This is a genomic window from Streptomyces sp. NBC_01433, from assembly GCF_026340105.1.
GTDB lineage: Bacteria > Actinomycetota > Actinomycetes > Streptomycetales > Streptomycetaceae > Streptomyces.
In genome coordinates this window covers 782,127-807,511 of the sequence record NZ_JAPEPM010000001.1, presented here as the reverse complement: position 1 = coordinate 807,511, position 25,385 = coordinate 782,127, and the positions used below count along the sequence as shown (strand labels likewise).

Sequence of the window (25,385 nt, the reverse complement as noted above, 5' to 3'; positions counted from 1 at the left end):
CCCGGTACTGGTCTAAACCATTAAAGACCAGGTCCAGCCCCAGCAGTACTCGTCGAATGTCTTCGCGGTGGGCGGGGTTGCAGCATCCCTGAGGAGGGTTTGGCGTGAAGCGCAAGCTCATCGCGGCGATCGGCGTCGCGGGCATGTTGGTTTCGATTGCGGCATGCGGATCCGATGACAAAGCATCGTCGCAGGACCCGAAGGACCGCAAGGAGAACCTGACGGTCTGGCTGATGGGCGACGCCCAGTCGACCTGGCCGGAACTCGTCAAGGACGTCAACGCCCAGTTCAAGAAGAAGTACCCCGGCGTCACCGTCAAGATTCAGTACCAGCAGTGGGCCGACAAGGTCAAGAAGCTTGACACCTCCCTCGGTGGCGACAAGTTCCCGGACGTTGTCGAGCTCGGCAACACCGAGACCATGCAGTACATCCTCAATGGTGCGCTCGCGGAGATCGACCCCAAGAAGTACGAGAACTCGGACACCTGGATCAAGGGTCTGAAGGACACGTGTTCCTTCGAGGGCAAGAGCTACTGCGTCCCCTACTACGCCAGTGCCCGCCTCGCCGTCTACAACAAGGACATGCTGAAGGCCGGCACCGGCAGCGACGTCCTCCCGCAGACCGAGGACGAGTTCCTCAAGGCCATGGACAAGGTCCAGGCCGAGCTGGCCAAGAAGGACAAGCGCGCCTCGTCCCTCTACTACCCGGGCCGTTACTGGTACGCCGCCATGTCCTACGTCGCGGCCACCGGTGGGCAGATAGCCAAGTACGACGAGGGCACCAAGGAGTGGAAGGCCACTCTCTCCACGCCCGAGGCGCAGCGCGGCATCACCCACTACATCGACCTGATCAAGAAGTACAACAAGGCCGACCAGACGAAGGACGAGCAGGACCACGCCAACGTCATGGCCAACGAGAAGGCCGCGGTCATCTATGGCCAGGCCTGGGAGGCCGGCAGCGTCACCACGGGCGAGAACGGCAACCCGAAGCTTGAGGGCAAGATCGCCACGGCCGGTATGCCCGGCCCGGACGGCAAGGCGCTCCCGTCCTTCATCGGCGGCTCGGACCTGGCGGTCATCTCCAAGTCCAAGGTCCAGGACCTCGGCGAGGAGTGGATCTCCCTCTTCACCAGCGCGAAGTCCATGGACGTCCTCGCGTCGAAGAACATCCTCCCCAACAACGAGAAGCAGCTTGAGCCGCTGAAGGCCAAGCCGGAGACGGCCGCCATCGCCAACGCGGTGCCGGACGCCTGGTTCACGCCGATCGCCCCGGGCTGGGCCTCGGTCGAGAAGGAGGAGATCCTGGAGAACCTGCTCCTGGAGATCCTCAAGGGCAAGTCCGTCGCCGACGCCACCAAGAAGGCCGACGGCGAGATCAACGCTCTGATCAACAAGAAGGCCTGAGCCTTCTGATCGCCGGGCGGGGGCCCGGCACTGTGCCGGGCCCCCGCTCCTTCAGCTCAAGAACGCCGTGATTTCCGGGGGTTGCCTCGGACCGCGATGGAAGGTCGCCACGTGACTGCCGCCGACACCAAGGCCGCCGGGCCACCGGTCTCCCCAACACGTGATCCTCAAGTGACCGGGCCCCGGCTGTCCGACGAGGACGGCACCGGGCCCCGTGTACAGAAGAGGAAGCGGAAGAAGGGTGCACTCCTCCCCTACTTCCTGATCCTCCCGGCGATCGTGGCGATCGCCGCCGTCTATCTCTACCCGCTCGGCAAGACGGTCATCATGTCCTTCCAGGACATGGGCCGTCGGGAACTGTGGTCCGGCGAACCCGCACCGTGGGTCGGCCTGGAACAGTTCACCAACATCCTCGGCGACTCCGAGTTCTGGTGGGTCACCTTCCGCACCGTGGTCTTCATGGCCGTCTGTGTGACGCTGACGATGGCCATCGGCCTCCTGGTGTCCCTCCTGATGCGCCGGCTGTCCACCTGGGTCAGGCTCGTGCTGACCTTCTGTCTGATCGCGGCCTGGTCCATGCCGCTGATGGTCGCGGCCTCGATCTTCCGCTTCATGGCCGACTCCGACTACGGCCTGATCAACACCATGATCGCCAAGGTCGTCGGCGAGGACTTCCTCGGCCACAACTGGTACCTGAACCCGCTTCAGGGCTTCACGATCATCGCCATCCTGGTCGTGTGGGGTGCCATTCCGTTCGTCGTCGTCACCCTGTACGCCGCCCTCACCCAGGTCCCCAAGGAACTGGAGGAGGCCGCCTCGCTCGACGGCGCCAGCGGCTACGGCGTCTACAAGTACGTCACCTGGCCGGTCATCAAGCCGGTCTTCACCATGGTGGCCACGCTCTCCGTGATCTGGGACTTCAACGTCTTCGGCCAGATCTGGCTGCTGCGCGGAAACAAGCCCGAGCCGGAGTACGAGACCCTCGGCCTCTACTCCTACTCCAAGGCGTTCGAGTCCACTTCCTTCAGTCAGGGCACCGCGATCGCCCTGATCACGGTGCTGCTGCTGTCCGGCGTGGCCGTGTACTACCTGCGCCAGCTCATGAAGACGGGAGAGGTCGAATGAGCACCACGACCGACACACAGACACTTCGCCCGGACCGCAAGAAGAGCCGCGTCGGCTTCGACGTACTCGGCCTGGGCATCTCCCTGGTCATGGTCTTCCCGGTCTACTGGCTGGTCGTCAGCGCCCTGCGGCCCAACCGGGAGATCCGCTCCTACGACCAGACGCTGTGGCCCTCGTCGATCACCTTCGACAACTTCGTGCGGGCCACCGAGCAGCCGAACTTCGGCACCGCGATCCAGTCGAGCCTCATCGTCTCGATCACCGCCGTGGTCGGCGGCATGGTCATCGCGACCCTGGCGGCGCTGGCCATCGGCCGCTTCCGCTTCTTCGGCCGCAAGGCCCTGGTCCTGATCATGATCCTGGTCCAGATGCTGCCGCCGACCGCGATGCTCATCCCGATCTACGCCCAGCTCAACGCCATGGGCGGGATCGATGAGTACTGGGGCCTGATCGTCGTCTACCTGGTCTCCACGCTGCCCTTCGCGACCATCATGATCCGCGGCTTCGTCGTGAACATCCCGGTGGAGCTGGAGGAGTCCGCGATGGTGGACGGCTGCACCCGCTTCGGCGCCTTCCGCCGGGTGATCTTCCCGCTGCTCGCGCCCGGCCTCGCCGCCGCGTCGATCTTCGCCCTGGTCAACGCGTGGAACGAGTACCTCTTCGCGTACATCCTGATCAACGACAACTCCAAGTACACGCTGAACGTCTGGCTGATGACGTTCACGACCGAGCGCGGGACGGACTACGGCGCGCTGATGGCGGCCTCGACCATGATCGCCCTGCCGGTCGTCGTGTTCTTCATGTTCATCCAGCGGAAGATGGCCGCTGGCCTCACTTCCGGCGCCGTGAAGGGATAGTGCGGGCCTCATGACCACCCTCGTTTCCACTACGGACACCCTGACGCGGGACGCGCTCGCCGTCCTGCAGCCCGGGTTCACCGGCACCACCGCCCCGGACTGGGTCCTGCGCCGGGTCGGCGAAGGGCTCGCCGCCGTCGCCCTGTTCGGCCGCAACATCCAGACGCCCGAGCAGGTCGCCGCGCTCACCGCCCAGCTGCGGGCCGAGCGCGAGGACGTCCTCGTCGCGATCGACGAGGAAGGCGGTGACGTCACCCGGCTGGAGGTCCGGCAGGGTTCCTCGTTCCCCGGCAACCTCGCCCTCGGCTCTGTCGACGACGTGCACCTGACCCGCGCCGTCGCCCAGGAGCTGGGCCGCCGCCTCGCCGAGTGCGGCGTCAACCTCAACTGGGCGCCGTCCGCCGACGCCAACTCCGACCCGGGCAACCCGGTCATCGGCGTCCGGTCCTTCGGGGCCGACCCCCGCCTCGTCGCCCGGCACACGGCCGCGTACATCGAGGGCCTCCAGGCCGCCGGTGTCGCCGCCTGCACCAAGCACTTCCCGGGGCACGGCGACACCGCGGTCGACTCGCACCACGCGATGCCCCGCATCGACGTGGACCTCCAGACCCTGCACGCCCGTGAGCTGGTGCCCTTCCGGGCGGCCATCGCGGCGGGGTCCAAGTCCGTGATGACCGCGCACATCCTGCTCGCCGCGCTCGACGCCGAGCGTCCCGCGACGGTGAGCCCGCAGATCCTCACCGGTCTGCTGCGCGAGGAGCTGGGATACGACGGCCTGATCGTCACCGACGCCGTGGAGATGCAGGCCATCGCCTCGACGTACGGCATCGCCCGCGGCTCCGTCCTCGCGATCGCCGCGGGCGCCGACGCCCTGTGCGTCGGCGGCGGGCTGGAGGACGAGCCCACGGTCCTGCTGCTGCGCGACGCGCTGGTCGACGCGGTACGCAGCGGCGAACTGGCCGAGGAGCGGCTCGCCGACGCGGCCGCACGGGTACGTGCCCTCGCGTCCTGGACGCGGAGTGCGCGGGGGACTGTCCCGGAGCCGGGCGCGGCAACGCAGGAGGGGATCGCGCCCGGCACCGGAGTCAGCTCCGACATCGGTCTGGTGGCGGCCCGCCGCGCCGTCCGGGTGACCGGTACGGGCGAGCGGCTGACCGGGCCGGCCTATGTGGCCGAGTTCAACCCGGCGCCCAACATCGCGGTCGGCAACGAGACCCCGTGGGGCCTCGCCACCGACCTGCGCAGGCTGCTGCCCGGTACCGAGAGCGGTACGTACGGCAGCGACAGCGTGACGGCGGCGGCCGATGTGCTGAGCGCCGCGGGGGAGCGGCGCATCGTGGCCGTCGTCCGCGACGCCCACCGGCACGACTGGATGGCCGGAGCGCTCGACGCGCTGGTCGCGGCACGTCCCGACACGATCGTGGTCGAGATGGGCCTTCCGCAGTCGGAGCCGCGGGGATCGCTGTACGTGGCCACCCACGGCGCCTCCCGGGTCTGCGGCCAGGCGGCCGCGGAGGCCGTCACGGCCTGACCGGACGGCGGGCCCGGCCGCACGCGCGGCCGGGCCCGCGCAGCCGGCCCGTCCGGCGATCGAGGGCAACGCCTCTCGCCGGACGGGTGTACGTACGACGGAGGGCCGGGACACCCCAGGGTGTCCCGGCCCTCCGTCGTCCCGCGGGGATCGGCTAGATGCCCTGCCAGGCGGGCTTCGCCGCGAACGTGGCGCGGAAGTAGTCCGCGAGCTTCAGCTTCGACGCGGCCGCCTCGTCGACGATCACCGTCGCGTGCGGATGCAGCTGCAGCGCGGAGGCGGGCACGATCGAGGCGACCGGTCCCTCCACCGTCTGGGCGACGGCCTCGGCCTTGCCCTCACCGGTGGCCAGCAGGATCGGGTGCCGGGACTCCAGGATGGTGCCGATGCCCTGGGTGATCACGTGGTGCGGCACCTGGGCGATGTCGTTGTCGAAGAAGCGCGCGTTGTCGACCCGGGTCTGCTCGGTCAGCGTCTTGATCCGGGTACGGGAGGCCAGCGAGGAGCACGGCTCGTTGAAGCCTATGTGCCCGTCGGTGCCGATGCCGAGGAGCTGGAGGTCGACCCCGCCGGCCGCGGCGAGTGCCTTGTCGTACGCCTCGCAGGCGGCCTGGACGTCCTCGGCGGAGCCGTCGGGGCCCATGAAGGACGCCTCGGACAGACCGAGCGGCTCGACGACCTCGCGCAGCACCACGGAGCGGTACGACTCGGGGTGGCCCGAGGGCAGCCCGACGTACTCGTCCAGCTGGCAGATGCGGGCGCGCGAGGCGTCCACCGCACCGGATCGGACCTTGGCCGCGAGCGCCTGGTAGATGGGCAGCGGGGTGGAGCCGGTGGCGACGCCGAGCAGGGCGTCGGGCTTGCGGCTCAGCAGGGCGCCGATGGCCTCCGCGATGAGTTCGCCGCCTGCCTTGGCATCCGGGACGATGACAACTTCCACGCTGTGCCTGCCGATCTGAAGAGTGGTGGAGTCATGTGGTATAGACCAATCAAAATACTAATCTAGCAGAACGCGGCATCCGTGAGGTGAACCGTTCAGTCCCTGGTCCCCCCTGCGGCCCGGTGGCGGGTGCCCGTGCCGCCGTGGTCGACTTGTCCCGAGCGACGACACCGCAGGGAGGCACCCATATGTCCGCCACCTTTTCGGCCGAGCGGGACGGCAGGGGCGAACGGCCCGGCCGGATCATGTCCGGCGAGATGGCCGAGCAGCCCGCGATGCTGCGGCGCATCCTCGACCGGGGTGCCCCCAGGATCCGCGAGGTGGCCGCCGAGATCGCCGCCAGGAAGCCCCGCTTCGTCCTGCTCACCGCGCGCGGTACGTCGGACAACGCGGCCCTCTACGCGAAGTACCTGCTGGAGATCCGGCTCGGTCTGCCCTGCGGCCTGGCGTCGATGTCCACGACGACGGCGTACGGGGCCAAGCCCGATCTCCGGGACGTCCTGGTCATCACCGTCAGCCAGTCGGGCGGCTCACCGGACCTGGTGGCCTCCACGACGGCGGCCAGGGAGGCGGGAGCGGTCACCCTCGCCGTCACCAACAACCCGGACTCCGCGCTGGCCGCGGTCTCCGAGTACCACATCGACATCCTCGCGGGCCCGGAGAAGGCCCTTCCGGCCACCAAGACGTACACCGCGTCCCTGCTGTCCCTCTACCTCTTCGTGGAGGGCCTGGGCGGCGGCGACGGCGCGGCGGCCGCCGACGCCCTGCCCGAGCTGGCCGAGGTGATCCTGGGGCGCCGGGACGAGGTCAAGGCGCTGGCCTCGCGCTACCGCTTCGCCGAGCGCATGGTCATCACCTCGCGCGGTTACGGCTACCCGACGGCCAAGGAAGCGGCCCTGAAGCTGATGGAGACCAGCTACATCCCCGCGCTCTCCTACTCCGGCGCCGACCTGCTGCACGGTCCGCTCGCGATGGTCGACAACATCTCCCCGGTGATCGCGGTGGTCACCGACGGCCGGGGCGGAATCGCCCTCCAGCCGGTCCTGGACCGGCTGCGCGGACGCGGCGCCGACCTGTTCGTGGTCGGCCCGAAGGCCCAGGTGGACGCGGCCTCGGCGGGCTTCGTGCTGCCGACGGCGGGGGTGGCGGAGGAGCTCCAGCCGATCCTGGAGATCCTGCCGCTGCAGATGCTGGCGTACGAGGTGACGATCGCCCGCGGCCAGGACCCGGACGCGCCGCGCGCCCTGGCCAAGGTCACCGAGACCCACTGAACGCCGGGCTGCCGAACGGCCGCGACCCCGGGAAACACCCGCGGGCCGCGGCGCCGCGACGGGACCCTCAGCCCGTCCGGCACCGCAGCCCGGAGCTACCTGGCCGGCGGTGTGCGGTGCCTCCGGCCAATGGAGGCACCGGCGCAGTCAGGGCAGAGAGCGCCGGGTGCCTCGTTCCGCTCTCCTGTGCGGGGAGAGCGGAGGTCCTTGTCCTGAGCATTGTGGACTAGACCAATTGCCCGTGTCTATCCATGGGACAGACATTTTCCGTCGCACTTCCCGGCCACACCCGGACCGAACTTCCCGTCCACGACCGCACGGGGCGGTGGGCCGATCGGTTCGGAACCTCTCGGTATCCACGGGTACGCTCGCACACGTGCCCTCCATGAACGACCTCGTCCGCCAGCACACAGCCCTGAGTGACACCGACCTCGAGTGGCTCCATCTGCTGGTCTCGGAGTGGCAACTGCTCTCCGACCTGTCCTTCGCCGACCTCGTCCTGTGGGTTCCGACCCGCGACGGGACCCGCTACGTGTCCGTGGCGCAGATGCGGCCCAACACCGGCCCCACCTCCTACCAGGACGACATGGTCGGCCATCTGGTGCCGCGCGGCCGCCGTCCGCTGCTGGACGCCGCCCTGGACGAGGGCCGGATCGTGCGCGAGGGCGATCCGGAGTGGCGCGAGGAGGTGCCGGTACGGGTCGAGTCCATCCCCGTACGCCGTGAGGGCCGGGTCCTCGGTGTCATCGCCCGCAACACCAACCTCCTCACCGTCCGTACGCCCTCCCGGCTGGAGCTCACCTACCTCCAGTCCGCCTCCGACCTGGCCCAGATGATCGCTGCCGGGTCCTTCCCCTTCCCCGGCCAGCAGGTCGACATGGACGCCTCCCCGCGCGTCGGCGACGGCCTGATCAGGCTCGATGCCGACGGTGTCGTCCAGTACGCGAGCCCCAACGGCCTCTCCGCGTACCACCGCCTCGGTCTCGCCTCCGACCTCGTCGGCCATCACCTCGGCACGACCACCGCCGAGCTCGCCCCGTCCCGGGGCCCGGTGGACGAGGCGCTGGTCAAGGTGGCCAGCGGTTACGCGCCCCGCGAGTTCGAGGTCGAGTGCGCCGGTGGTGTCATCCAGCTGCGGGCCATTCCGCTCAAGCCCAAGGGGGTGCGCATCGGTTCGCTGGTCCTGCTGCGCGACGTCACCGAACTGCGCCGCCGCGAGCGGGAGTTGATCACTAAGGACGCCACCATCCGGGAGATCCACCACCGGGTGAAGAACAACCTCCAGACGGTGGCCGCCCTGTTGCGGCTCCAGGCGCGCCGGATGGACTCGGAGCAGGGCCGCGAGGCGCTCAACGAGGCGGTACGGCGCGTCGGTTCGATCGCGATCGTCCATGAGACGCTGTCCCAGAATCTGGACGAGCGGGTCGAGTTCGACGAGATCGCCGACCGGGTCATCGCGATGGTCGCCGAGATCTCCCCGGGCAAGGTCACCTGCCGTCGTACGGGGCGCTTCGGCATACTCGACGCGGAAGTTGCCACTCCGCTCTCGATGGTCCTCACGGAGGTCCTGCAGAACGCCCTGGAGCACGCGTTCACCGTGGCCGAACACGGCACGGTGGAAGTCTCGGCGGTGCGGGGCGGATCGCCCACCGAGGGGCGGCTGCTGATCACCGTCTCCGACGACGGGCGCGGTCTGCCCGAGGGGTTCGACCCGCAGCGGGCCGGAAATCTGGGGCTCCAGATCGTGCGGACGCTGGTGGAGGGCGAGTTGGGCGGCACCTTCGGCATGGTTCCGGGGCCCGAGCGCGGCACCCAGGTGGTGCTGGACCTTCCGGTGCGGGTCGACAAGTAGCCGACGGGCTCGGTCCGGCGCTGCGACAGACACCGCGCGCCGGCCGCGCAGCACAGTGGGCCCGGACCGTGGTGACGGTCCGGGCCCACTGTGTACTGCTCACGTTGCGATGCGCTTCGGGGGTACTGCGCGCTGCGACTCGAAGGCGGGGCTGTGCGTACGCTCTGTACGCGCCGCCGGGCTGAGGCTCGTCGCGGGGGGTCGGTCAGGCGCTGGCGTTACGCGCCCGATTGCGAGCGGCACGGCGCTTCATCGCGCGGCGCTCGTCCTCGCTGAGGCCACCCCAGACGCCGGAGTCCTGGCCGGACTCAAGCGCCCACTGCAGGCACTGCTCCATGACGGGGCAGCGACGGCAGACGGCCTTGGCTTCCTCGATCTGCAGCAGCGCAGGACCGGTGTTGCCGATGGGGAAGAACAGCTCGGGGTCTTCCTCACGACAAACGGCGTTGTGACGCCAGTCCATGGCTGCTACCTCTCCTTGGTATTACATGCTTGTTGCTTGTGAATGTGAACGCTTTCACGAATCCCCCCGCAGATAACGGGCCGACTCCCAGGAGAACTGGATGTGGTCTGTGAGGTGAGGAGGGGTTCTGGCTCTCAGTGGAGGCCGGTGTTGCGGGCCGTCCCGATCGCCATGTAGAGATTCGCAAACCTCGGCGACGGATACAACCCCTTCTGGAAAGTTTTTTTTGATTCCTCGGTGTCGGCTAGGTCACAGCCGTACTTCTAAGGGGTGGGGGACAGCCCAAACGTTCGAGTTAAAGGACTTTAGGCCCTTCCACTCACACAATCACACGCAGTGCACGGCGTACGCCTGTGAACGTCACGCTCGTACGCAGTCCCAGGTGGTCGCCGTCCATCTGGAAGGGCAGTGGAGCCTTTGAATGCAAGGTGAAGTCCGTGAGGTCATGAAGTGAAACCGCGTGCTTCCCGTGTGGACCCTTCTCGGGGCTCGAAGTGAGCAGCTGAGTGGCGTAGCGGGTCACCGCGGGAGTGGAAAGGCGCTTCAGGCCGAGGATGTCCAGGGCCGTGTCGAAGGACGCCTTCGGGGACGCGTATATCGGGCGATTGCCCAGGTAGGTCCAGGGGGCGGTGTTGCAGATTATGGACAGCGCGAGGTCGGTGACCGGGTCCTGGCCGGGAACGTCCAGCGTGATCATCCCGTGCCGCCGGTGCGGCTCCTCGACGAACTGCCGCAGCACCTGGCGTACGTACAGCGCATGGGTGGAGCGCTTGCCCCGCTCGCGCTGCTGTTCGACCCGGCCGATGACTCCCGCGTCGAAGCCGAGCCCGGCACAGAAAGTGAACCAGCGTTCCGGAACGGATTCGTCCGCCGTGCCCGGGGTGCCGGCCGCCAGCCCCAGGCCGACCGTGCGCTCGCTCCGCTGCTCCAGTGCGTCCAGAATCGCGCCGGTCGCCTCCACGGCGTCGTTGGGCAGCCCCAGGGCGCGCGCGAAGACATTGGTGGAGCCGCCGGGAACCACCGCGAGCTTCGGCAGGCTGTCCACGTCGGGGCCCTTGTGCAGCAGCCCGTTCACGACCTCGTTGACCGTCCCGTCGCCGCCCAGGGCGACCACCAGATCGATGTCGTCGCTGTCCGCGGCCAGGCGCCCGAGGTCCTGGGCGTGCCCGCGGTACTCGGTGGTCACCGCTTCCAGCTTCATCTCGCTCGCCAGCGCGTGAATGAGCACGTCACGGGTCCGCGCACTGGTGGTGGTAGCAGCTGGGTTGACCACGAGGAGTGCGCGCATGCCCGCCAGACTACCTACCGGGTGGTACCGCTCCGTAGCCCGGATCCGCTGCGTTCGCCTTCGTCACGCGCTGTGAACGGCCTGGGTTTCGGCCGCCGGACCCGCCGCCCCGTACCCCGGCTTCGCTTTCACCGCCCGGGGATGCCAACCTGAGAGGCGTGAGCACTCAGCAGAACACGCCCTCTTCGCCCCCTCCGGCCACCGGGGCGAAGCCGGGCAGGATCGCCGTCCTCGCCGGACTCAACGCCCTCGAAGGGGCGGCGCTCGTCATCGGCGGGATCTACATGCTGGTCATGGGGGTGCTCGGCAGGCCCGAGAGCCCCCAGCAGGCGGAGACGGGCGGGGTCACCCTCATCGCGCTCGGCCTGATTCCGCTGTTCGCCGCCCGCGGGCTGCTGCTGCGGCGCGCCTGGAGCCGGGGGCCCGCGCTCATCACGCAGCTCATGGCGCTGCCGGTGGCCTGGACGCTGCTGCGGGCCCAGGGTGCGCTGATCCCCACCGGGATCGTCCTGGCCGCGGTCGCCGTGACCGGCCTCGTGCTCGTGCTGAACCCGGCGACCAGCCGGGAGTTGGGCATCCGCCGGGGGCCGCGTACGACCCCCGACGCCTGACCCACCACCACGGGCCGCGACCGCGACCGCTTCGGCGGCCTGATCCGTGCGGCCCGCGCTGTGGCCCTACTCCTCCACGAGCAGGCGCTCGCGCAGCTGGGCGAGCGTGCGGGCCAGCAGCCGCGAGACGTGCATCTGCGAGATGCCGACCTCCTGCGCGATCTGCGACTGGGTCATGTTCCCGAAGAAGCGCAGCAGCAGAATGCGCTTCTCGCGCGGCGGCAGGTCCTCCAGCAGCGGCTTCAGCGACTCCCGGTACTCGACGCCCTCCAGCGCCTCGTCCTCGGAGCCCAGGGTGTCCGCGACCGCGGGCGACTCGTCGTCCGTGTCCGGGACGTCCAGCGACAGGGTGCTGTAGGCATTGGCCGATTCCAGGCCCTCCAGGACCTCTTCCTCGGAGATGCCCAGGCGCTCCGCCAGCTCGTGCACGGTCGGTGAGCGGCCGTGCTGCTGGGAGAGCTCCGCGGTCGCCGTGGTCAGCGAGAGCCGCAGCTCCTGGAGGCGGCGCGGCACCCGCACCGCCCAGCCCTTGTCGCGGAAGTGGCGCTTGATCTCGCCGACGACGGTGGGAGTCGCGTACGTCGAGAACTCCACGCCACGGTCCGGGTCGAACCGGTCGACCGACTTGATGAGCCCGATCGTGGCGACCTGGGTCAGGTCGTCCAGCGGCTCGCCCCGGTTGCGGAAGCGGCGGGCCAGATGCTCCACGAGCGGCAGATGCATCCGGACCAGCCGGTTGCGCAGCTCCGCCTTCTCGGCCGAGCCGTCGGGCAGCTCCCGCAGCTCGATGAACAGGGCCCGCGCCCCGCTGCGGTCGTGTGGATCGTGGTGCGCGTGCTCGCTCATCTGGACCGCCCGCTCTGCCTGCGACTGCTCCACCGCGACCGTACGGTTCTCGGGCCCGTCCGCTCCGTCCACCGGATGCGGCCGGGCCTGTTGCTCCGGGATGCCTGCTGGGCGCACCACCCCGGGTCGGATCGTCTCGTCCCGCACAGGACCGTCCCCGTTCCCGTCGCTCACGCCGGCCCGGGGCCCGCGCCGCGTTGCTTGTAGAGGCTGATGCTGACCGTACGGTCTTCGGCGACCGTGGAGTCGACCTTTCCGGCCAGTGCGGAGAGCACCGTCCAGGCGAAGGTGTCACGCTCGGGCGCGCGGCCGTCCGTCGTGGGGGCCGACACCGTCACCTCAAGAGAGTCGTCGACGAGACGGAACACGCAGCTGAGGACGGAACCCGGCACGGCCTGCTGAAGCAGGATCGCGCAGGCCTCGTCGACCGCGATGCGAAGATCCTCGATCTCGTCGAGAGTGAAGTCCAAACGCGCTGCGAGACCGGCCGTGGCCGTTCGCAGCACCGACAGGTAGGCACCCGCAGCGGGCAGCCGGACCTCTACGAAGTCCTGATTCCCGGGCTCGCCTGCGATCTGGGACACCCTCACCTCCAAGGTGGCACAAACTCTTTCGAGGTTCCGGGAGAAGTGGCCCGGAGCCATGCGGTCCGTCGTCGGTTCTTGGCTCGGCGACGCTATCGCGAACCATGATGCCGTGTCGCCAGGACCCCATCCCCTACTCGTCACTCATGGTAAGCACATGAGTACGCACAGTGGCTAGAGGTCTGCAGCGTCCAATTGCGAAGAACCGGCGCCGGATTGACGTACCCAGACGTCAGACGATCGAACCGTCCTCGAAGCACCATCGCCAGCTCTCGCCCTGTTCGAAGCTTCGCATCACAGGGTGACCGGACTCCTTGAAATGCGCGGCGGCGTGCCTCAGGGGCGACGAGTCGCAGCAGCCGACATGCCCGCAGGCCAGGCACAGGCGCAGCTGCACGGGATGGCTGCCCGCCGCCAGGCATTCGAGGCAGGTGTCGCTGAGCGGGGCGGGCTCGGGGCGCGGCAGTTCGAGAACATGCGTGCACTCACTCATGATTGCCAGGTTACGACGGATGTGAGGACCGTGAGATGGACGCATTGCCGCTGGTGGCCCTGGTCGCGGCCAGTGCGGCGGTCGCGGGGGCGGCGCGCCGGACGCCCGTGCCCGCCCCGCTGCTGCTGGTCACCGCGGGGCTGATCGCCGCGTATCTGCCGGGGGTGCCGTCGTACACCCTGGACGCGCACATCGTGCTCCCGCTGCTGCTGCCGCCGCTGCTCTACACGGCGGCGGTCGACAGCTCGTACCTCGATCTGCGGGCCAACGCGAGGCCGGTCGCCCTGCTCTCCGTGGGGTACGTGCTCTTCGCGACGTTCGCGGTGGGCTGGCTGGCCTATCTGATGGTGCCCGACCTGCCGCTGACCGCGGCGCTGGTCCTCGGGGCGGTGATCGCCCCGCCGGACGCGGTGACGGCCGCCGCCATCGCCCGCCGCGTCGGGCTGCCCGCCCGGGTCACCACGATCCTTCAGGGCGAGTCCCTGGTGAACGACGCCACCGCGATCACCGCCTACAAGGTGGCGCTGGCCGCGGCGGTCGGCGAGGGGATGAGCTGGGGCGCCGGGATCGGTGAGTTCCTGCTGGCGGCGGTCGGCGGGGTGGGCGTGGGCCTGGTGCTGATGGTGCCGCTGCACTGGCTGCGCACCCACCTCAAGGAAGCACTCCTCCAGAACACGCTGTCCCTCCTGATCCCGTTCGTGGCGTACGCGGCGGCCGAACGGGTGCAGGCCTCCGGTGTCCTCGCCGTGGTCGTCGTCGCGCTCTACCTGGGGCACCGCTCCTGGCAGGTCGACTTCGCGACCCGGCTCCAGGAGGCGGCGGTCTGGAAGATGGTCGCCTTCGTCCTGGAGTCCGCGGTGTTCGCCCTCATCGGGCTCCAGCTGCCCTTCGTACTGACGGGGCTCGGCGCGTACGGGGTCGGGGAGGCGCTCGGCTACGCGGTGGCGGTGTTCCTCGCGGTCGTCGTGGTGCGCTTCGTCTGGGTCTATCCGGCCACCTATCTGCCCCGGTGGCTCTCCCGGCGCATCCGGGAACGCGAGCCCGGGACCGACTGGACCGCGCCGTTGATCGTCGGGTGGGCCGGGATGCGCGGGGTCGTCTCGCTCGCCATCGCGTTCTCCATCCCGATGGTCATGCACGACGGGCAGGACTTCCCGGCCCGGAACCTGGTGCTGTTCCTGACCTTCACCACGGTCATCGGCACGCTGGTGATCCAGGGCCTCACCCTGCCGCTCCTGGTACGGGTGCTGAAGCTCCCGGGGCGCGACCTCCAGGCGGAGACGCTGGCCGAGGCGCAGGCGCAGAGCGAGGCGTCCACGGCCGCGGAGCAGCGCCTGGAGGAACTGCTGGACGACGGCCGCAACAGCCTGCCGCCGCCCCTCGCCGACCGGCTGCGCACCGTCCTGGAACGGCGCCGCAACGCCGTGTGGGAGCGGCTCGGCGCGGCCAACCCGGTCACCGGGGAGTCGGCGGACGACACCTACCGGCGCCTCGCCCGGGAAATGATCGAGGCCGAGCGCGAGGTCTTCGTACAGCTGCGGGACGAGCGGCGGATCGACGACGAGATGCTGCGGACCCTGCTGCGGCGCCTCGACCTGGAGGAAGCGGCGGCCTACCGGGAGACGGACGACTCGTAGGGGGTGCCCGTCACCACGGCGGTCACCGTCGTTCCCGGAGCGAAGGCGCCCGCCCCGGTGAGCGCCGTCAGCGCGTACAGCAGTTTGGCGACGTACATCCGCTCGACGGGCAGCCCGTGCCGGTCCTCGAAATCCTCGGCGAAGGCGTGCAGCTCCGGGGGCGTACGGGCGTAGCCGCCGAAGTGGAAGCGCTCGTCCAGGGACCACTGTCCGGCCGGGCCGCCGAACGCCTCGCGCTGCAGCCGGGCCACCGCGTCGCCCAGGAAGCCGCCGCGCAGGACCGGGATGCCCAGGGCGCGCTGGCCGGGGGCAAGGCCCGCGGCGAGGCCCGCCAGGGTGCCGCCGGTCCCGCAGGCCACGGCCGCCACATCGGTGTGCCCGCGCAACTCGCGCCCAAGCTCTGTGCAGCCCTGTGCGGCCAGCGCGTTGCTGCCGCCCTCCGGGATGACCTCCACCTCCCCGAAGAGCCTCAGCAGCCCGTCCAGGACGTCAGGATCGGTCTTCGCGCGATACGTCGAGCGGTCCATGAAGTGCAGACGCATGCCGTCGGCCGCGCACCGGGCGAGTGAGGGGTTGAGCGGGCGGTGCGCCAGCTCGTCGCCGCGGACGACACCGACCGTGGGGAAACCGAGGAGCCGCCCGGCGGCGGCGGTGGCCCGCAGATGGTTGGAGTAGGCGCCGCCGAAGGTCAGCACGGTCCGGCCGGCGGCGGCCGTCAGGTTGAGGGAGAGCTTGCGCCATTTGTTGCCCGGCAGGTCGGGGTGGATCAGGTCGTCGCGCTTGAGCAGCAGGCTCACGCCGTGCCGCCGGAAGCGCTCGTCCTCGGCGGGCCGCAGCGGCGAGGGGAGGGCGGGCCCCGGCCCGGCGGCGCCGTGCGCGTCGTGGTGCATGCGTCCATTGTCACGGGGCCGCCCCGTGGTCCCTGGCGGGCGGGCGTTTCCGGCGGGCGTGCGGGGGCGCCGCGTCAGCCGGCGGCGAGCCAGAGGTCCGGTCCGAACACCTCGTAGTGGATGTCGGCCGCCCGGACCCCCTTGGCCAGCAACTGGCCGCGGACGGCACGCATGAAGGGGAGCGGTCCGCAGAGGTAGGCGTGCGTTCCGGACAGTACGGTGAGGCCGGTCAGATCGACCTGGCCGGTGCGCTCGGCGGGGTGGCCGGGCTCCGGGTTCTCGTACCAGAAGTGCGCTTCGGCGCCCGGGAGTCTGCCGGTGAACAGCGCGTGGTCGGTGCGCAGGGCGTGCGCGGCGGGCGAGCGGTCGCCGTGTACGACGGTGACCGGGGAGCGGTGGCCGGTGTCCACCAGGTGCTCCAGCATCGACAGCATCGGGGTGCAGCCGATGCCCGCGGAGGCGAGCAGCAGCGGGGCGTCCGTGTGGTCGAGGACCAGGTCCCCGTAGGGGACGGAGACGCGCAGCCGGTCGCCGGTCCGGGTGCGGGTGTGCAGGTGACGGGACACCTCGCCGTCCGGGGACCTTTCGCCCCGCACCCGCTTGACGGTGATCGAGCGCGGCGGCGACCCCGGCGCGCGGGAAAGGCTGTACTGGCGTATCTGCCGGGCTCCGTCGGGCAGTTCCACCTGTACGGAGACGTACTGGCCGGGCCGGAAGGCGGCTGCGGGCGCCCCGTCCGCCGGGCGCAGCCGGAAGGTGGCGACGTCCTCGGTCTCCTCGATCCGGTCGGCCACCTCCCACGTGCGCCAGACGTCACCGGCGACGACGCCCTGCCGCGCGTACAGGCGTTCCTCGACGGCGATCAGCGCGCCCGCCATCAGCCAGTAGACCTCGTCCCAGGCGGCGGCGACCTCCGGGGTGGCGGCGTCGCCCAGTACGTCGGCGATGGCGGCGAACAGGTGGGTGTGCACCACCTCGTACTGCTCGGCGGTCACCCCGAGCGAGGCGTGCTTGTGGGCGATGCGGCTCAGCATCACGTCGGGGCGGGTGTCCGGGTGCTCGACCAGCTGGGTCGCAAACGCGGCGAGGGAACCGGCGAGGGCCTGTCGCTGGGCGCCGGACGCCTGGTTGCCGCGGTTGAAGAGGTCGCGGAGCAGCTCGGGGTGAGCGGCGAAGAGCTTGCGGTAGAAGAGGTCCGCGATGTCCCCGATGGCCGCGCCGACGGTGGGGAGGGTGGCACGGACGGTGGTGGTCGAGGTCTCGGAGAGCATCGGTGGACTCCTCGGGGTGAGGCGGAGGGCGGCGTAATTAATTGGTATGTGGGATGCGTATTTTTGAGTGTGAGTCGGGGTGAGCCGGGGCGTGCCGGGCGGGGCCCGGCTCGGGGTGCCGGTGCTCGGGGTGTGGTCGGCCGGTGGGTCAGTCCGGTGCGGGGCCCGTGCTGATGCCGATCAGCAGCGGCCCGGTGGGGGAGGAGACGAGTTCGGTGACGGTGATCGGGTCGAGCGTGGCGTAGAACGCTTCCTGCGCCCGGCGCAGCGCACCGCGCAGGCGGCAGCCGGAGCGCAGTGGGCACGGGGTGTCGCCCTCGCACTCGACCACCTCGTCCGCGCCCTCCAGTTCCCGTACGAGCGTGCCGACCGAGGCGCGGTGGCCGGCCGAGGTGAGGGTGAGCCCGCCGCCGCGGCCGCGGCGCGCGTCGACCAGGCCGAGGTGCTGGAGGCGGGCGACGACCTTGGCGGTGTGGGTGTACGGCACGCGCATGGTGGCCGCCACCTCCCGGGTGGTCGGCGGATCCTCGTCCTGCGCGACGGCCAGTCGCATGAGCACGCGCAGTGCCACATCGGTGAATCTCGTCAGCCGCATGGCGCTCAGGCTAGATAAGTGGCATGGGTGATGCAAATTAAGGAGTACGCCGGGCGACGCTGAGCAACGTGCCCCGTCCGGGGCCCGGTTAGTCACACTCGTTTGTGTAATGGCGAAGCAACTCACCGTGCTGAAAGGCTTCTGCACGCAGGTCAGCCCATGATCGAAAGGACGTCAGATGTCCGTTGGTGAAGAGGTTCGCGACACGCAGGCCCCGCCGCAGCAGAGTCTGGGCACGGCGGCTGCGCGGAACCTCGCGACGACCACCAAGTCCGCGCCGCAGATGCAGGAGATCACCTCGCGGTGGCTGCTGCGCATGCTGCCGTGGGTGCAGGTACAGGGCGGTACGTACCGGGTGAACCGTCGGCTCAGCTATGCGGTCGGCGACGGCCGGGTGACCTTCGTGCAGACCGGCGACCAGGTCGCCGTCATCCCCGCCGAGCTCGGGGAGATGCCGCCCCTGCGGGAGTTCGGCGACGAGGAGGTCCTCGCCGAACTGGCGCGCAGGTGCGAACAGCGGGACGTGGCCGCGGGGGAGGTGCTCGCCGCCTCGGGGGACGCGGCGGACCGGGTCTTCCTGCTGGCGCACGGCAAGGTGGAGAAGATCGGCGCCGGGCCGTACGGGGACGAGACGGTGCTCGGCGTCCTCGCCGACGGCGCGTACTTCGGCGACCGGAGCCTGACCGACGGTGACGCCACTTGGGAGTTCACCGCCCGCGCCGTCACCCCCTGCACGCTCCTGACGCTGCGCCGTTCGGACGTGCACAACCTCGCGGCCCAATCCGACTCGCTCCGGGCCCATCTCGCCCGTCAGCTCTCCATCCCGCGACAGCGGACCAACACGTACGGCGAGGCGGCCATCGACCTCTCCGCGGGCCATGTGGGCGAGCCGGTCGTCCCGCACACCTTCGTCGACTACGACGCGGCGCCGCGCGAGTACGAACTGAGCGTGGCCCAGACCGTGCTGAAGGTGCACAGCCGGGTCGCCGATCTCTACAACCAGCCGATGAACCAGACCGAGCAGCAGCTGCGGCTCACGGTCGAGGCGCTGCGCGAGCGCCAGGAGCACGAGCTGATCAACAACCGCGAGTTCGGACTGCTCAAGAACTGCGACTACGGGCAGCGGATCCAGCCGCACGACGGGGTGCCCAGCCCCGACGACATGGACGAACTGCTGTCGCGCAGGCGGGGATCGAAGCTGTTCCTCGCCCACCCGAAGGCCATCGCCGCCTTCGGCCGCGAATGCAACAGGCGCGGTCTGCTGCCGGAGAGCGTGGACATCGGCGGCCACCGGGTGCCGGCCTGGCGCGGGGTGCCGATCTTCCCGTCCAACAAGATCCCGGTCACCGACGCCCGCACCACGTCGATCATCTGCATGAGGACCGGCGAGGCCGACCAGGGCGTCATCGGGCTCCAGCAGAGCGGCATCCCGGACGAGATCGAGCCGAGCCTGTCGGTCCGCTTCATGGGCATCGACGAGCAGGCGATCATCTCCTACCTCGTGACCGCCTACTACTCCGCCGCCGTCCTGGTCCCGGACGCCCTCGGCGTACTGGAGAACGTCGAGGTGAGCCGCTGGCACTGACCCCTTTCCCCCGGTGGGTCCGGCCGGTCAGTGCCGTCCGGGCCCACCGCCCCGCCCGTACCCACCGCACCACCCAGGGGAGAGACCCGTGACCATGACGAGTACGGACGCAGCGACGGAGGGGCACGAGGCCGCCGCGCTGCTGGAACGCACCCGCGGCATCGTCGACCCACGACTGCGCGCGGCCGTCGAGTCGCTGCCCGGCGGGATCCGCCGCGTCGCGATGTACCACTTCGGCTGGGCGAACGCGGACGGCAGCCCGGCCGCGGGCCAGGCGGGCAAGGCCATCAGGCCCGCGCTCGTACTGGCCGCCGCGCGAGCCCTGGGCGGTGACCCGGAGCGGGCCGTCCGCGCCGCCGTCGCCGTGGAGCTGGCGCACAACTTCACGCTGCTCCACGACGACGTCATCGACGAGGACACCACCCGTCGGCACCGGCCCACGGCCTGGGCGGTCTTCGGCATCCCGGACGCCGTCATCGCGGGCGACGCCCTGCTCGCCCTCGCCCAGCGGCTGCTGGCCGAGGACCCGCACCCGGCCTCCGCCCGCGCCTCCGCGCGGCTCTCGGCCTGCGTGATCGAGCTGTGCGCGGGGCAGCAGGCCGACTGCGCCTTCGAGGAGCGCGGCCCCGACGAGGTCTCGCTGGACGAGTGCCTCGCGATGGCGACCGCCAAGACCGGCGCCCTGCTCGGCTGCGCGTGCGCGCTCGGCGCCCTGTACGCCGGGGCCGGAGACCGGGCCGTCGGCGCGATGGACGGCTTCGGACGTGAGGCGGGACTCTCGTTCCAGCTCATCGACGATCTGATCGGCATCTGGGGGGATCCGGAGCACACGGGCAAGCCGGTCGGGGCGGATCTGGCCGCCCACAAGAAGTCCCTGCCGGTGGTGGCCGCGCTCACCTCGGGCACCCCCGCCGCCGCCGATCTGGCCGTGCTCTACCGGGGCGCCATGAACACGCCCGGCGAGGTGAGGCGGGCCGCCGACGCCGTCGATCGGGCCGGTGGCCGGGACTGGGCACAGGTCTGCGCGGCGGACCGGATGGCCCGCGCGGTGCACCATCTGTCCCGGGCGGTGCCCGAGCCGGCCGCGGCGGGCGACCTGCTGGCCCTGGCCGAATTCGTCACGCGCCGGACCCGCTGACCAACCACCTGTGGCCTGCTCCCGGCCCCAACTCTAGGATTCCACCTGTCGGTTGAGGTCGTGCGGAAGAAGGGGCGGGAGCCGGTCATGGGTGTACGGACACGGCGGGCGGACGCGCGGGACAGGGACCTGGTCGTATCGGTCCTGGAAGAGGCGTTCCACCACGACCCGGTCAGCGGCTGGGTCTTCCCCGAGGAGCCGCACCGGCGCGCGGTGCACGGGAAGTTCCTCGGTGTCTTCGTCGACGTCGCCCTCGCCGAAGGTCATATCGACCTGCTGGCGGACGGCACCGCCGTGGCCCTGTGGCTCACGGTGCCGGCCGGGGCGCCCGAGGAGGAGGACCCCACCCCCGCGCTGATGCGGCGGACCGCGGACCCCGGCAACGAACGGTGCGAACTGGTGGGCAGGCTGACCGGTGCCGTCCATCCGCACGACCGGGCCCACGAGTATCTGCTCATGGTCGGTGTCTCCCCCGGACGCCAGGGGGAGGGCATCGGGGCGGCGCTGATCGAAGGGGTCCTGGAGCGATGCGACCGCGAGGGCGTCCCGGCCTATCTGGAGGCGAGCAGCGCCCGCAGCCGCGGCCTCTACGAGCGGCTCGGCTTCACCTTCCTGGGCCGCGCCGTCGAGCTGCCCGACGGACCGTCGATGTGGCCCATGTGGCGCGAACCGGCGAAGGGCCGATGAGCAGGTGGAGGGCGGCACGGGGACCGCGTCGGGCACGGGCTACAGTCCCTGCTCATGACAGATGAGTCGTGGGCAGGCTGGTACCGGGACCGCGAGGGTTCCGATGCCGTCGTTCTCACCACGGACGGACAGCAACTCCGGATCCGGATCAGGGGGGTCGACTTCGAGGGCGAGAGCTTCGACGACCTTGTTCCGGTGGGCGGGATACCGCCCGAAAGCGGCATGTTCGCCCTGGCGGACGGCGCGCTCACCGACTGTGTACTGGAGTGGGACCTCCCGCTTCCGGTCCGCTCCGCGGGCACGGTCCGCCAGGCCACGCTCAGCTGTCTGCTGTCGCTGCGGCGCAGCGATCCGGACCTCTACCTCGCCCTGCATCTGGACGGCGCGGTCTACGAATCGGCCCGCGCCGAACGCGACTTCGCCGCCGCGATGGCCACGATCCAGCGCATCCTGCCGTCCGGTACCCAGGTGCAGACGTGTATCGCCTGCGCCTTCTCCGACTACTTCCCGGCCCCCGGCCGGGGCCTCTCCGGCGCTCTCGCCTGCTTCCGCGGCGCGAAGGACGCGTACCGGGGGGCGGCGGGCGAGGACGACGTCCTGGATCTGTGGGACCGGCGGAGCGGGTTCGTGCAGGAGATCTGGAGCTGCCGCGAGTTCGAGGCGCGCCCGGCCGAAGGCGCCGGCACCGGCCACCGGGGCGCGTTCCCGCTGGAACTCGCCTGACCGTCACGCTCCGTACGTACGCGGCCGTCACGCCCCGTACGCACGCGTCCATCACGCCCCGTATGCGCCCGACCGTCACGCCCCGTACTGGAATTGCACATTCCGGTACGGGGCGCGCCTTTTTGCGGCTCAGATCCGCTTCGGTGTGTTTCGCTGCCGGGCGCCTTTATCGGCGCACCGGCGTGACTGTCGCCGTCGTGGGGGGATCAGCTCACGGTCGTCGTATTCGTGACGCCCTTCGGTGCGGTCATCGAGGGCAGGCAGATCAGGGCGACGAGGGTGGTACCCAGAATGGCACACACCACGGGGATGATCGTTGAAATCTTGAACATGTTGCGCATTTCTCCATGCGTGCAGAGAGATTCTTCGGCAACGTTCGTGCCGAGTCCTCATACTCTCCATACGCGCACGGGCGATCAAGTCCAGCGGAAACTTCTTGGTATTCCCGCTTCGGCCCTGTCACTCTGTTCCGGCGCCTTCGGATTCCGCTTGCAGAGCGGCGAATTCCGCCTGCGTCCGGGCTGCCTCGTCCATGGCGCCGATGTGCTGGGCGAGGGTGAGGGCCTCCGCGAGATGTCGCGCGGCCGATCGCGTGCGGCCCAGCCGCCGCTCCGCCGCGGCCATGCCCCGGAGCGCGAGCATGCGCTCATGTCCCGCGCCGATGCCGGTTGCCAGGTCGAGGGCGCGTTCGTGGTGGGCGACCGCCTGGTCGTCGTTGCCGGACTCCTCGAACGCGACGCCCATCCGGTGCAGGGTGATGGACGCGTTGCGCCGGTCGCCGAGCTGCCGGAACGACAGCAGCGCCTCGCGATAGAGATCCAGCGCCGCTTCCGCCTCCTCGGGCATTTCCATGGTGTTCGCCAGATTTACCTGCCCGGTGGCCCGTGCCAAAGGGGTTCCCGCCAGCCGGGGATTCGACAGGGATTTCTTGAGCAGTCGTCGTGCGGATTCACGGTCGCCGGTGTGGAAGTGGAGATCCGAGAGATTGTTGAGCACATTGAATTCTTCCCGTGCGTCACCCGACCGACGGAATCCGCCCAGGGCGGAGACAAAGAATTCCATTGATGTCGTGTGGTTTCCGAGATAGAGGTGGGTGATGCCGAGGTTGTTCCTGGTCCGTGCGAGCTGCCATATGTCACCCGACCTGAGCCGTCGTTCCAGGGTCTGATTCTGGAAGGAGAGAGCTTCGTCGAGCTGTCCCATATTCCAGTGAATGACGCCGAGAAGATGACGCGCTTCGGCATCCGTCGCCGGATCGTCCAGTGTGCCCGCCGCCCGCATGGCCGCGTGACCGGCGGCGAGGGCGGACTCGTAACGGCCGGCCCGTGACAGCGTCGTACCCAGATCGATCAGCGCGATGGCCTCCGGGCGGTGTTCGCCGCTCTCGTGCCAGAACTCGGCGGCGGCCGTGTGCATCGGCCTCGCCTCGCCCCAGTAGCCCTCCTCGTCCAGGTGGGCCGCGAGCGCGTGGGCCAGGCGTGCGGCCTGGCGGGTGAGGCCGTTGCCGCGGGCACGGTGCTCCGCCGCGACGAGGGCGCCGTGTTCCTGTACGAGCCAGTTCCGGGCGGCCGAGGTGTCCCGCCATTCAGGCAGGGTGAACTCCGGTGCGGCTTCCGCGATATCTACTCGCAGGCGCCGTGGATAGATCAGCCGGTCGGCCTTCTCGGCGGCGAGGACATAGAAGTCGATCATCCTTCGCACGGCCGGGAGCTGACCTTCGTATCGGTCCTCCGTCGCGCTCAGGCTTCGTGCGTACTCACCCACAAGATCATGGAAGCGAAAGCGTTCCGGGGCCGGTTCCTGGAGGAGATGCGCGTCCAGCAGGGAATCCATGACGCGTTCCGTCTCCTCCAGTGGAAGCCCGGTGAGCGCGGCGGCGGAGTGCGGGGTGAAATCCGGCCCAAAATGCAGGCTCAACTGTCGAAAGATCGTTCGCTCTTCGGTCCCGAGTGTGTGGTAGGACATCTCGAACACTCCGGCGATCTTTCGATAGCCGTCCCGGATTTCATTGAGGCGTCCGTGTTCGCGCGACAGTTTTTCGATCAAGTGGGAAGTGGTCCAGGAGGGGCGTGAGTCCAGCCTGCCCGCGGCGATCTCCACGGCAAGCGGAAGGTGCCCGCACAGCCGTACGATGTCCGCCACCTCGGCGAGGTTCGAGGTCCGCTCCGCGCCCACCAGCCTGCGGAACAGTGTGCTCGCGTCGTCGGCCGGCAGGACGTCCAGGAAGAGCGAGCGGATGCCCGGCAGCCCCGTCAGCCGTCGGCGGCTGGTGATGATGAGCAGGGACTCGGAGGTGCCCGGCAGGAGCGGGGCCACCTGCTCGGCGTCCGCCGCGTCGTCGAGGACGATCACCGAGCGACGGGTGCTGAGCAGGGTGCGCCACAGGGACACCAGCCCCTCCAGGTCGTCCGGCAGATCCGTGACGGGCACGCCGAAGTTCCTCAGCAGCCGGGTGAGTGCGGACTCGGGGCTCAGCGGGTGTCCGTCCGCGGTGTGCGCGCTCAGGTCGAGGTGGAGCTGTCCGTCCGGGTAGTGCGGGGCGAGTGCGCGGGCGGCGTGGAGAGCCAGGAGGGTCTTGCCCACGCCCCCCATGCCACTGATGGCCTGGAGTGCGATCACCGAGCCCGCCGGTGGACGGGCGAGGAGGGTGAGCATCTCCCGGTCCCTGCCCACGAGGTCGCCGTGGCTGGGCAGGGTGTGCGGGGCGGTGGTCACCGGCTCGGGTCCGCTCAGCAGCCCGGAGACCGGCACCCGGTTCAGGATGAGCTGGTAGAGCCTGGTCAGCGCCTCGCCCGGATCCGATCCGAATTCCTCACCGAGGCGGCGCCGGACGGTGTCGAACGTGCGCAGCGCGTCGGCCTGTCGGCCGCAGCCGTAGTTCGCGACCATGAGGTGGCCGGCCAGGGTCTCGTCCGTGGGGTGCAGTTCGAAGAGGGTGGAGAGGTCGGGTACGAGCTCCGCGTATCGCCCGGTACGCAGTTCGATGCCGACGCGGGCCAATGTCGCGGCGAGGCGCTTTTCCAGCAGGTTCGTCCTGACGCTCTCGGCCCAGAGGCCGGGCATCCCCGAGAGCGGATCGCCACGCCACAGGCTGTCGGCCTCGCGCAGGAGGGCCAGGGCCCCGGGCCCGTCACCGTCGTCGGACCGGGCGAGCGCCTCGGCGGTCAGGCGCTGGAAGCGGTGGCTGTCCACGCTGTCGGGATCGACCAGGAGACTGTACGTGTGGGCCTGCTGGACGATGCGGGTCCGCTCGCCCGCCCTCTCGCCCAGCCTGCGGCGGATTCTCGCCGCGTACACATGCAGGCTCGCCCGGGGTTTGGCGGGCGGGGTGTCGTCCCACAGCCGGTGGATCAGGGAGTCCAGCGCGACCGGGCGGCCGGCGTCGACGGCGAGCGCGGCGATCATCGCTCTCTCCTTGGCCGTGCCGAGGGGATCACCCCGCCCGTCCACGCGTAACTCGATCGACCCCAGGATGCGGATCTCGAATTCCACCAGCGCCCCCATCGCCGGTCCGTGCTCGGCCCGGCTGTTCCGCTCGTGCCGCCGTGCGCCGGTCTGCGGCCACGGCAGTCCGTCGTCGCCACGACCCACCGCT

Annotated in this window: 23 protein-coding genes; 12 read left to right on the top strand and 11 right to left on the bottom strand. The window is 70.0% G+C overall.

Features of this window, described 5'->3' with window-relative positions:
- Nucleotides 1–104: 104 nt before the first annotated feature.
- The 4 genes from OG413_RS03465 (at nt 105) to OG413_RS03450 (ending at nt 4,916) form a co-directional block, all read left to right on the top strand.
- Nucleotides 105–1,403 carry a sugar ABC transporter substrate-binding protein gene (locus OG413_RS03465; RefSeq protein ID WP_266802933.1) on the top strand — a complete coding sequence of 433 codons (1,299 nt, stop codon included), beginning with the start codon at nt 105–107 and terminating at the stop codon, nt 1,401–1,403.
- Between the two features lie 111 nt (nt 1,404–1,514).
- Nucleotides 1,515–2,528: a carbohydrate ABC transporter permease gene (locus OG413_RS03460; RefSeq protein ID WP_266802932.1), complete on the top strand. Its 1,014-nt coding sequence runs from the start codon at nt 1,515–1,517 to the stop codon at nt 2,526–2,528.
- Nucleotides 2,525–3,385, top strand: coding sequence for a carbohydrate ABC transporter permease (locus tag OG413_RS03455; protein WP_266802931.1), 861 nt, complete (start codon nt 2,525–2,527; stop codon nt 3,383–3,385). The genes OG413_RS03460 and OG413_RS03455 overlap by 4 nt, the downstream gene beginning before the upstream one ends.
- Nucleotides 3,386–3,395: 10 nt before the next feature.
- The gene (locus tag OG413_RS03450) at nt 3,396–4,916 is read left to right on the top strand and encodes a glycoside hydrolase family 3 protein (RefSeq protein WP_266802930.1); all 1,521 of its coding nucleotides are present in this window, start codon (nt 3,396–3,398) and stop codon (nt 4,914–4,916) included.
- A 154-nt stretch (nt 4,917–5,070) separates the two neighbouring features.
- Here OG413_RS03450 and nagB read toward each other — a convergent pair whose 3' ends face one another.
- The gene (gene nagB, locus OG413_RS03445; protein ID WP_266802929.1) at nt 5,071–5,856 is read right to left on the bottom strand and encodes a glucosamine-6-phosphate deaminase; all 786 of its coding nucleotides are present in this window, start codon (nt 5,854–5,856) and stop codon (nt 5,071–5,073) included.
- 188 nt (nt 5,857–6,044) lie between these two features.
- Here nagB and OG413_RS03440 point away from each other — a divergent pair, with 188 nt between their 5' ends.
- On the top strand, nt 6,045–7,127 hold the full coding sequence (locus OG413_RS03440; RefSeq protein ID WP_266802928.1) for an SIS domain-containing protein: 1,083 nt from the start codon (nt 6,045–6,047) through the stop codon (nt 7,125–7,127).
- Nucleotides 7,128–7,512: 385 nt separating this feature from the next.
- Complete coding sequence (locus tag OG413_RS03435; protein WP_266809862.1) at nt 7,513–8,979, top strand: sensor histidine kinase; 1,467 nt, start codon at nt 7,513–7,515, stop codon at nt 8,977–8,979.
- A gap of 205 nt (nt 8,980–9,184) precedes the next feature.
- Here OG413_RS03435 and OG413_RS03430 read toward each other — a convergent pair whose 3' ends face one another.
- Nucleotides 9,185–9,442, bottom strand: coding sequence for a WhiB family transcriptional regulator (locus OG413_RS03430; RefSeq protein WP_003953983.1), 258 nt, complete (start codon nt 9,440–9,442; stop codon nt 9,185–9,187).
- Between the two features lie 319 nt (nt 9,443–9,761).
- Nucleotides 9,762–10,730, bottom strand: a complete 969-nt coding sequence (locus tag OG413_RS03425) for a diacylglycerol kinase family protein (protein ID WP_266802927.1) — start codon at nt 10,728–10,730, stop codon at nt 9,762–9,764.
- 158 nt (nt 10,731–10,888) lie between these two features.
- Between OG413_RS03425 and OG413_RS03420 the strand changes: the two genes are divergently transcribed.
- Nucleotides 10,889–11,341 (top strand): hypothetical protein, encoded by a 453-nt coding sequence (locus OG413_RS03420; protein WP_266802926.1) that lies wholly within the window; start codon nt 10,889–10,891, stop codon nt 11,339–11,341.
- Nucleotides 11,342–11,407: 66 nt separating this feature from the next.
- Here the strand turns inward: OG413_RS03420 and OG413_RS03415 are convergent, their stop codons facing one another.
- The 3 genes from OG413_RS03415 to OG413_RS03405 all read right to left on the bottom strand — a co-directional run bounded on the left by OG413_RS03415 (nt 11,408) and on the right by OG413_RS03405 (nt 13,264).
- Nucleotides 11,408–12,334: an RNA polymerase sigma factor SigF gene (locus OG413_RS03415; RefSeq protein ID WP_266802925.1), complete on the bottom strand. Its 927-nt coding sequence runs from the start codon at nt 12,332–12,334 to the stop codon at nt 11,408–11,410.
- Between the two features lie 23 nt (nt 12,335–12,357).
- Complete coding sequence (locus OG413_RS03410) at nt 12,358–12,771, bottom strand: anti-sigma regulatory factor (RefSeq protein WP_073718917.1); 414 nt, start codon at nt 12,769–12,771, stop codon at nt 12,358–12,360.
- Nucleotides 12,772–13,003: 232 nt separating this feature from the next.
- Nucleotides 13,004–13,264, bottom strand: a complete 261-nt coding sequence (locus OG413_RS03405; protein ID WP_266802924.1) for a UBP-type zinc finger domain-containing protein — start codon at nt 13,262–13,264, stop codon at nt 13,004–13,006.
- A 35-nt stretch (nt 13,265–13,299) separates the two neighbouring features.
- On the opposite strand from OG413_RS03405, the gene OG413_RS03400 reads away from it, so the two are divergent.
- Nucleotides 13,300–14,901 (top strand): Na+/H+ antiporter, encoded by a 1,602-nt coding sequence (locus OG413_RS03400; RefSeq protein WP_266802923.1) that lies wholly within the window; start codon nt 13,300–13,302, stop codon nt 14,899–14,901.
- Here the strand turns inward: OG413_RS03400 and OG413_RS03395 are convergent.
- The 3 genes from OG413_RS03395 to OG413_RS03385 form a co-directional block, all read right to left on the bottom strand.
- On the bottom strand, nt 14,877–15,791 hold the full coding sequence (locus OG413_RS03395; protein ID WP_266802922.1) for a 1-aminocyclopropane-1-carboxylate deaminase/D-cysteine desulfhydrase: 915 nt from the start codon (nt 15,789–15,791) through the stop codon (nt 14,877–14,879). The genes OG413_RS03400 and OG413_RS03395 overlap by 25 nt on opposite strands.
- Before the next feature lie 74 nt (nt 15,792–15,865).
- Nucleotides 15,866–17,062 carry a globin domain-containing protein gene (locus OG413_RS03390; protein WP_266802921.1) on the bottom strand — a complete coding sequence of 399 codons (1,197 nt, stop codon included), beginning with the start codon at nt 17,060–17,062 and terminating at the stop codon, nt 15,866–15,868.
- 148 nt (nt 17,063–17,210) lie between these two features.
- Nucleotides 17,211–17,657 (bottom strand): Rrf2 family transcriptional regulator, encoded by a 447-nt coding sequence (locus tag OG413_RS03385; RefSeq protein WP_266802920.1) that lies wholly within the window; start codon nt 17,655–17,657, stop codon nt 17,211–17,213.
- 178 nt (nt 17,658–17,835) lie between these two features.
- On the opposite strand from OG413_RS03385, the gene OG413_RS03380 reads away from it, so the two are divergent.
- From OG413_RS03380 to OG413_RS03365, 4 genes are all read left to right on the top strand, one after another.
- Nucleotides 17,836–19,242 carry a family 2B encapsulin nanocompartment shell protein gene (locus OG413_RS03380; protein WP_266802919.1) on the top strand — a complete coding sequence of 469 codons (1,407 nt, stop codon included), beginning with the start codon at nt 17,836–17,838 and terminating at the stop codon, nt 19,240–19,242.
- A 94-nt stretch (nt 19,243–19,336) separates the two neighbouring features.
- Nucleotides 19,337–20,380 (top strand): family 2 encapsulin nanocompartment cargo protein polyprenyl transferase, encoded by a 1,044-nt coding sequence (locus OG413_RS03375; protein WP_266809860.1) that lies wholly within the window; start codon nt 19,337–19,339, stop codon nt 20,378–20,380.
- Nucleotides 20,381–20,467: 87 nt separating this feature from the next.
- Nucleotides 20,468–21,067, top strand: coding sequence for an N-acetyltransferase (locus tag OG413_RS03370; protein ID WP_266802918.1), 600 nt, complete (start codon nt 20,468–20,470; stop codon nt 21,065–21,067).
- Between the two features lie 54 nt (nt 21,068–21,121).
- Nucleotides 21,122–21,790 carry a DUF6304 family protein gene (locus tag OG413_RS03365; RefSeq protein ID WP_073717894.1) on the top strand — a complete coding sequence of 223 codons (669 nt, stop codon included), beginning with the start codon at nt 21,122–21,124 and terminating at the stop codon, nt 21,788–21,790.
- Between the two features lie 206 nt (nt 21,791–21,996).
- On the opposite strand, the gene OG413_RS03360 is transcribed toward OG413_RS03365, so the two are convergent.
- Together OG413_RS03360 and OG413_RS03355 are read right to left on the bottom strand one after the other, a co-directional pair.
- A complete protein-coding gene (locus OG413_RS03360) occupies nt 21,997–22,122 on the bottom strand; it encodes a hypothetical protein (RefSeq protein ID WP_266802917.1) in 126 nt (41 codons plus the stop codon).
- Nucleotides 22,123–22,249: 127 nt separating this feature from the next.
- Complete coding sequence (locus OG413_RS03355; RefSeq protein ID WP_266802916.1) at nt 22,250–25,381, bottom strand: BTAD domain-containing putative transcriptional regulator; 3,132 nt, start codon at nt 25,379–25,381, stop codon at nt 22,250–22,252.
- Nucleotides 25,382–25,385 lie beyond the last annotated feature (4 nt).

Excerpts from the sequence above, each read along its gene's own strand:
- OG413_RS03455 (WP_266802931.1), top strand. The coding sequence starts at position 2,525 with ATGAGCACCACGACCGACACACAGACACTTCGCCCGGACCGCAAGAAG.
- OG413_RS03450 (WP_266802930.1), top strand. The coding sequence starts at position 3,396 with ATGACCACCCTCGTTTCCACTACGGACACCCTGACGCGGGACGCGCTC.
- OG413_RS03440 (WP_266802928.1), top strand. The coding sequence starts at position 6,045 with ATGTCCGCCACCTTTTCGGCCGAGCGGGACGGCAGGGGCGAACGGCCC.
- OG413_RS03435 (WP_266809862.1), top strand. The coding sequence starts at position 7,513 with ATGAACGACCTCGTCCGCCAGCACACAGCCCTGAGTGACACCGACCTC.
- OG413_RS03430 (WP_003953983.1), bottom strand. The coding sequence starts at position 9,442 with ATGGACTGGCGTCACAACGCCGTTTGTCGTGAGGAAGACCCCGAGCTG.
- OG413_RS03425 (WP_266802927.1), bottom strand. The coding sequence starts at position 10,730 with ATGCGCGCACTCCTCGTGGTCAACCCAGCTGCTACCACCACCAGTGCG.
- OG413_RS03405 (WP_266802924.1), bottom strand. The coding sequence starts at position 13,264 with ATGAGTGAGTGCACGCATGTTCTCGAACTGCCGCGCCCCGAGCCCGCC.
- OG413_RS03400 (WP_266802923.1), top strand. The coding sequence starts at position 13,300 with ATGGACGCATTGCCGCTGGTGGCCCTGGTCGCGGCCAGTGCGGCGGTC.
- OG413_RS03395 (WP_266802922.1), bottom strand. The coding sequence starts at position 15,791 with ATGCACCACGACGCGCACGGCGCCGCCGGGCCGGGGCCCGCCCTCCCC.
- OG413_RS03390 (WP_266802921.1), bottom strand. The coding sequence starts at position 17,062 with ATGCTCTCCGAGACCTCGACCACCACCGTCCGTGCCACCCTCCCCACC.
- OG413_RS03385 (WP_266802920.1), bottom strand. The coding sequence starts at position 17,657 with ATGCGGCTGACGAGATTCACCGATGTGGCACTGCGCGTGCTCATGCGA.
- OG413_RS03380 (WP_266802919.1), top strand. The coding sequence starts at position 17,836 with ATGTCCGTTGGTGAAGAGGTTCGCGACACGCAGGCCCCGCCGCAGCAG.
- OG413_RS03375 (WP_266809860.1), top strand. The coding sequence starts at position 19,337 with ATGACGAGTACGGACGCAGCGACGGAGGGGCACGAGGCCGCCGCGCTG.
- OG413_RS03370 (WP_266802918.1), top strand. The coding sequence starts at position 20,468 with ATGGGTGTACGGACACGGCGGGCGGACGCGCGGGACAGGGACCTGGTC.
- OG413_RS03365 (WP_073717894.1), top strand. The coding sequence starts at position 21,122 with ATGACAGATGAGTCGTGGGCAGGCTGGTACCGGGACCGCGAGGGTTCC.
- OG413_RS03360 (WP_266802917.1), bottom strand. The coding sequence starts at position 22,122 with ATGTTCAAGATTTCAACGATCATCCCCGTGGTGTGTGCCATTCTGGGT.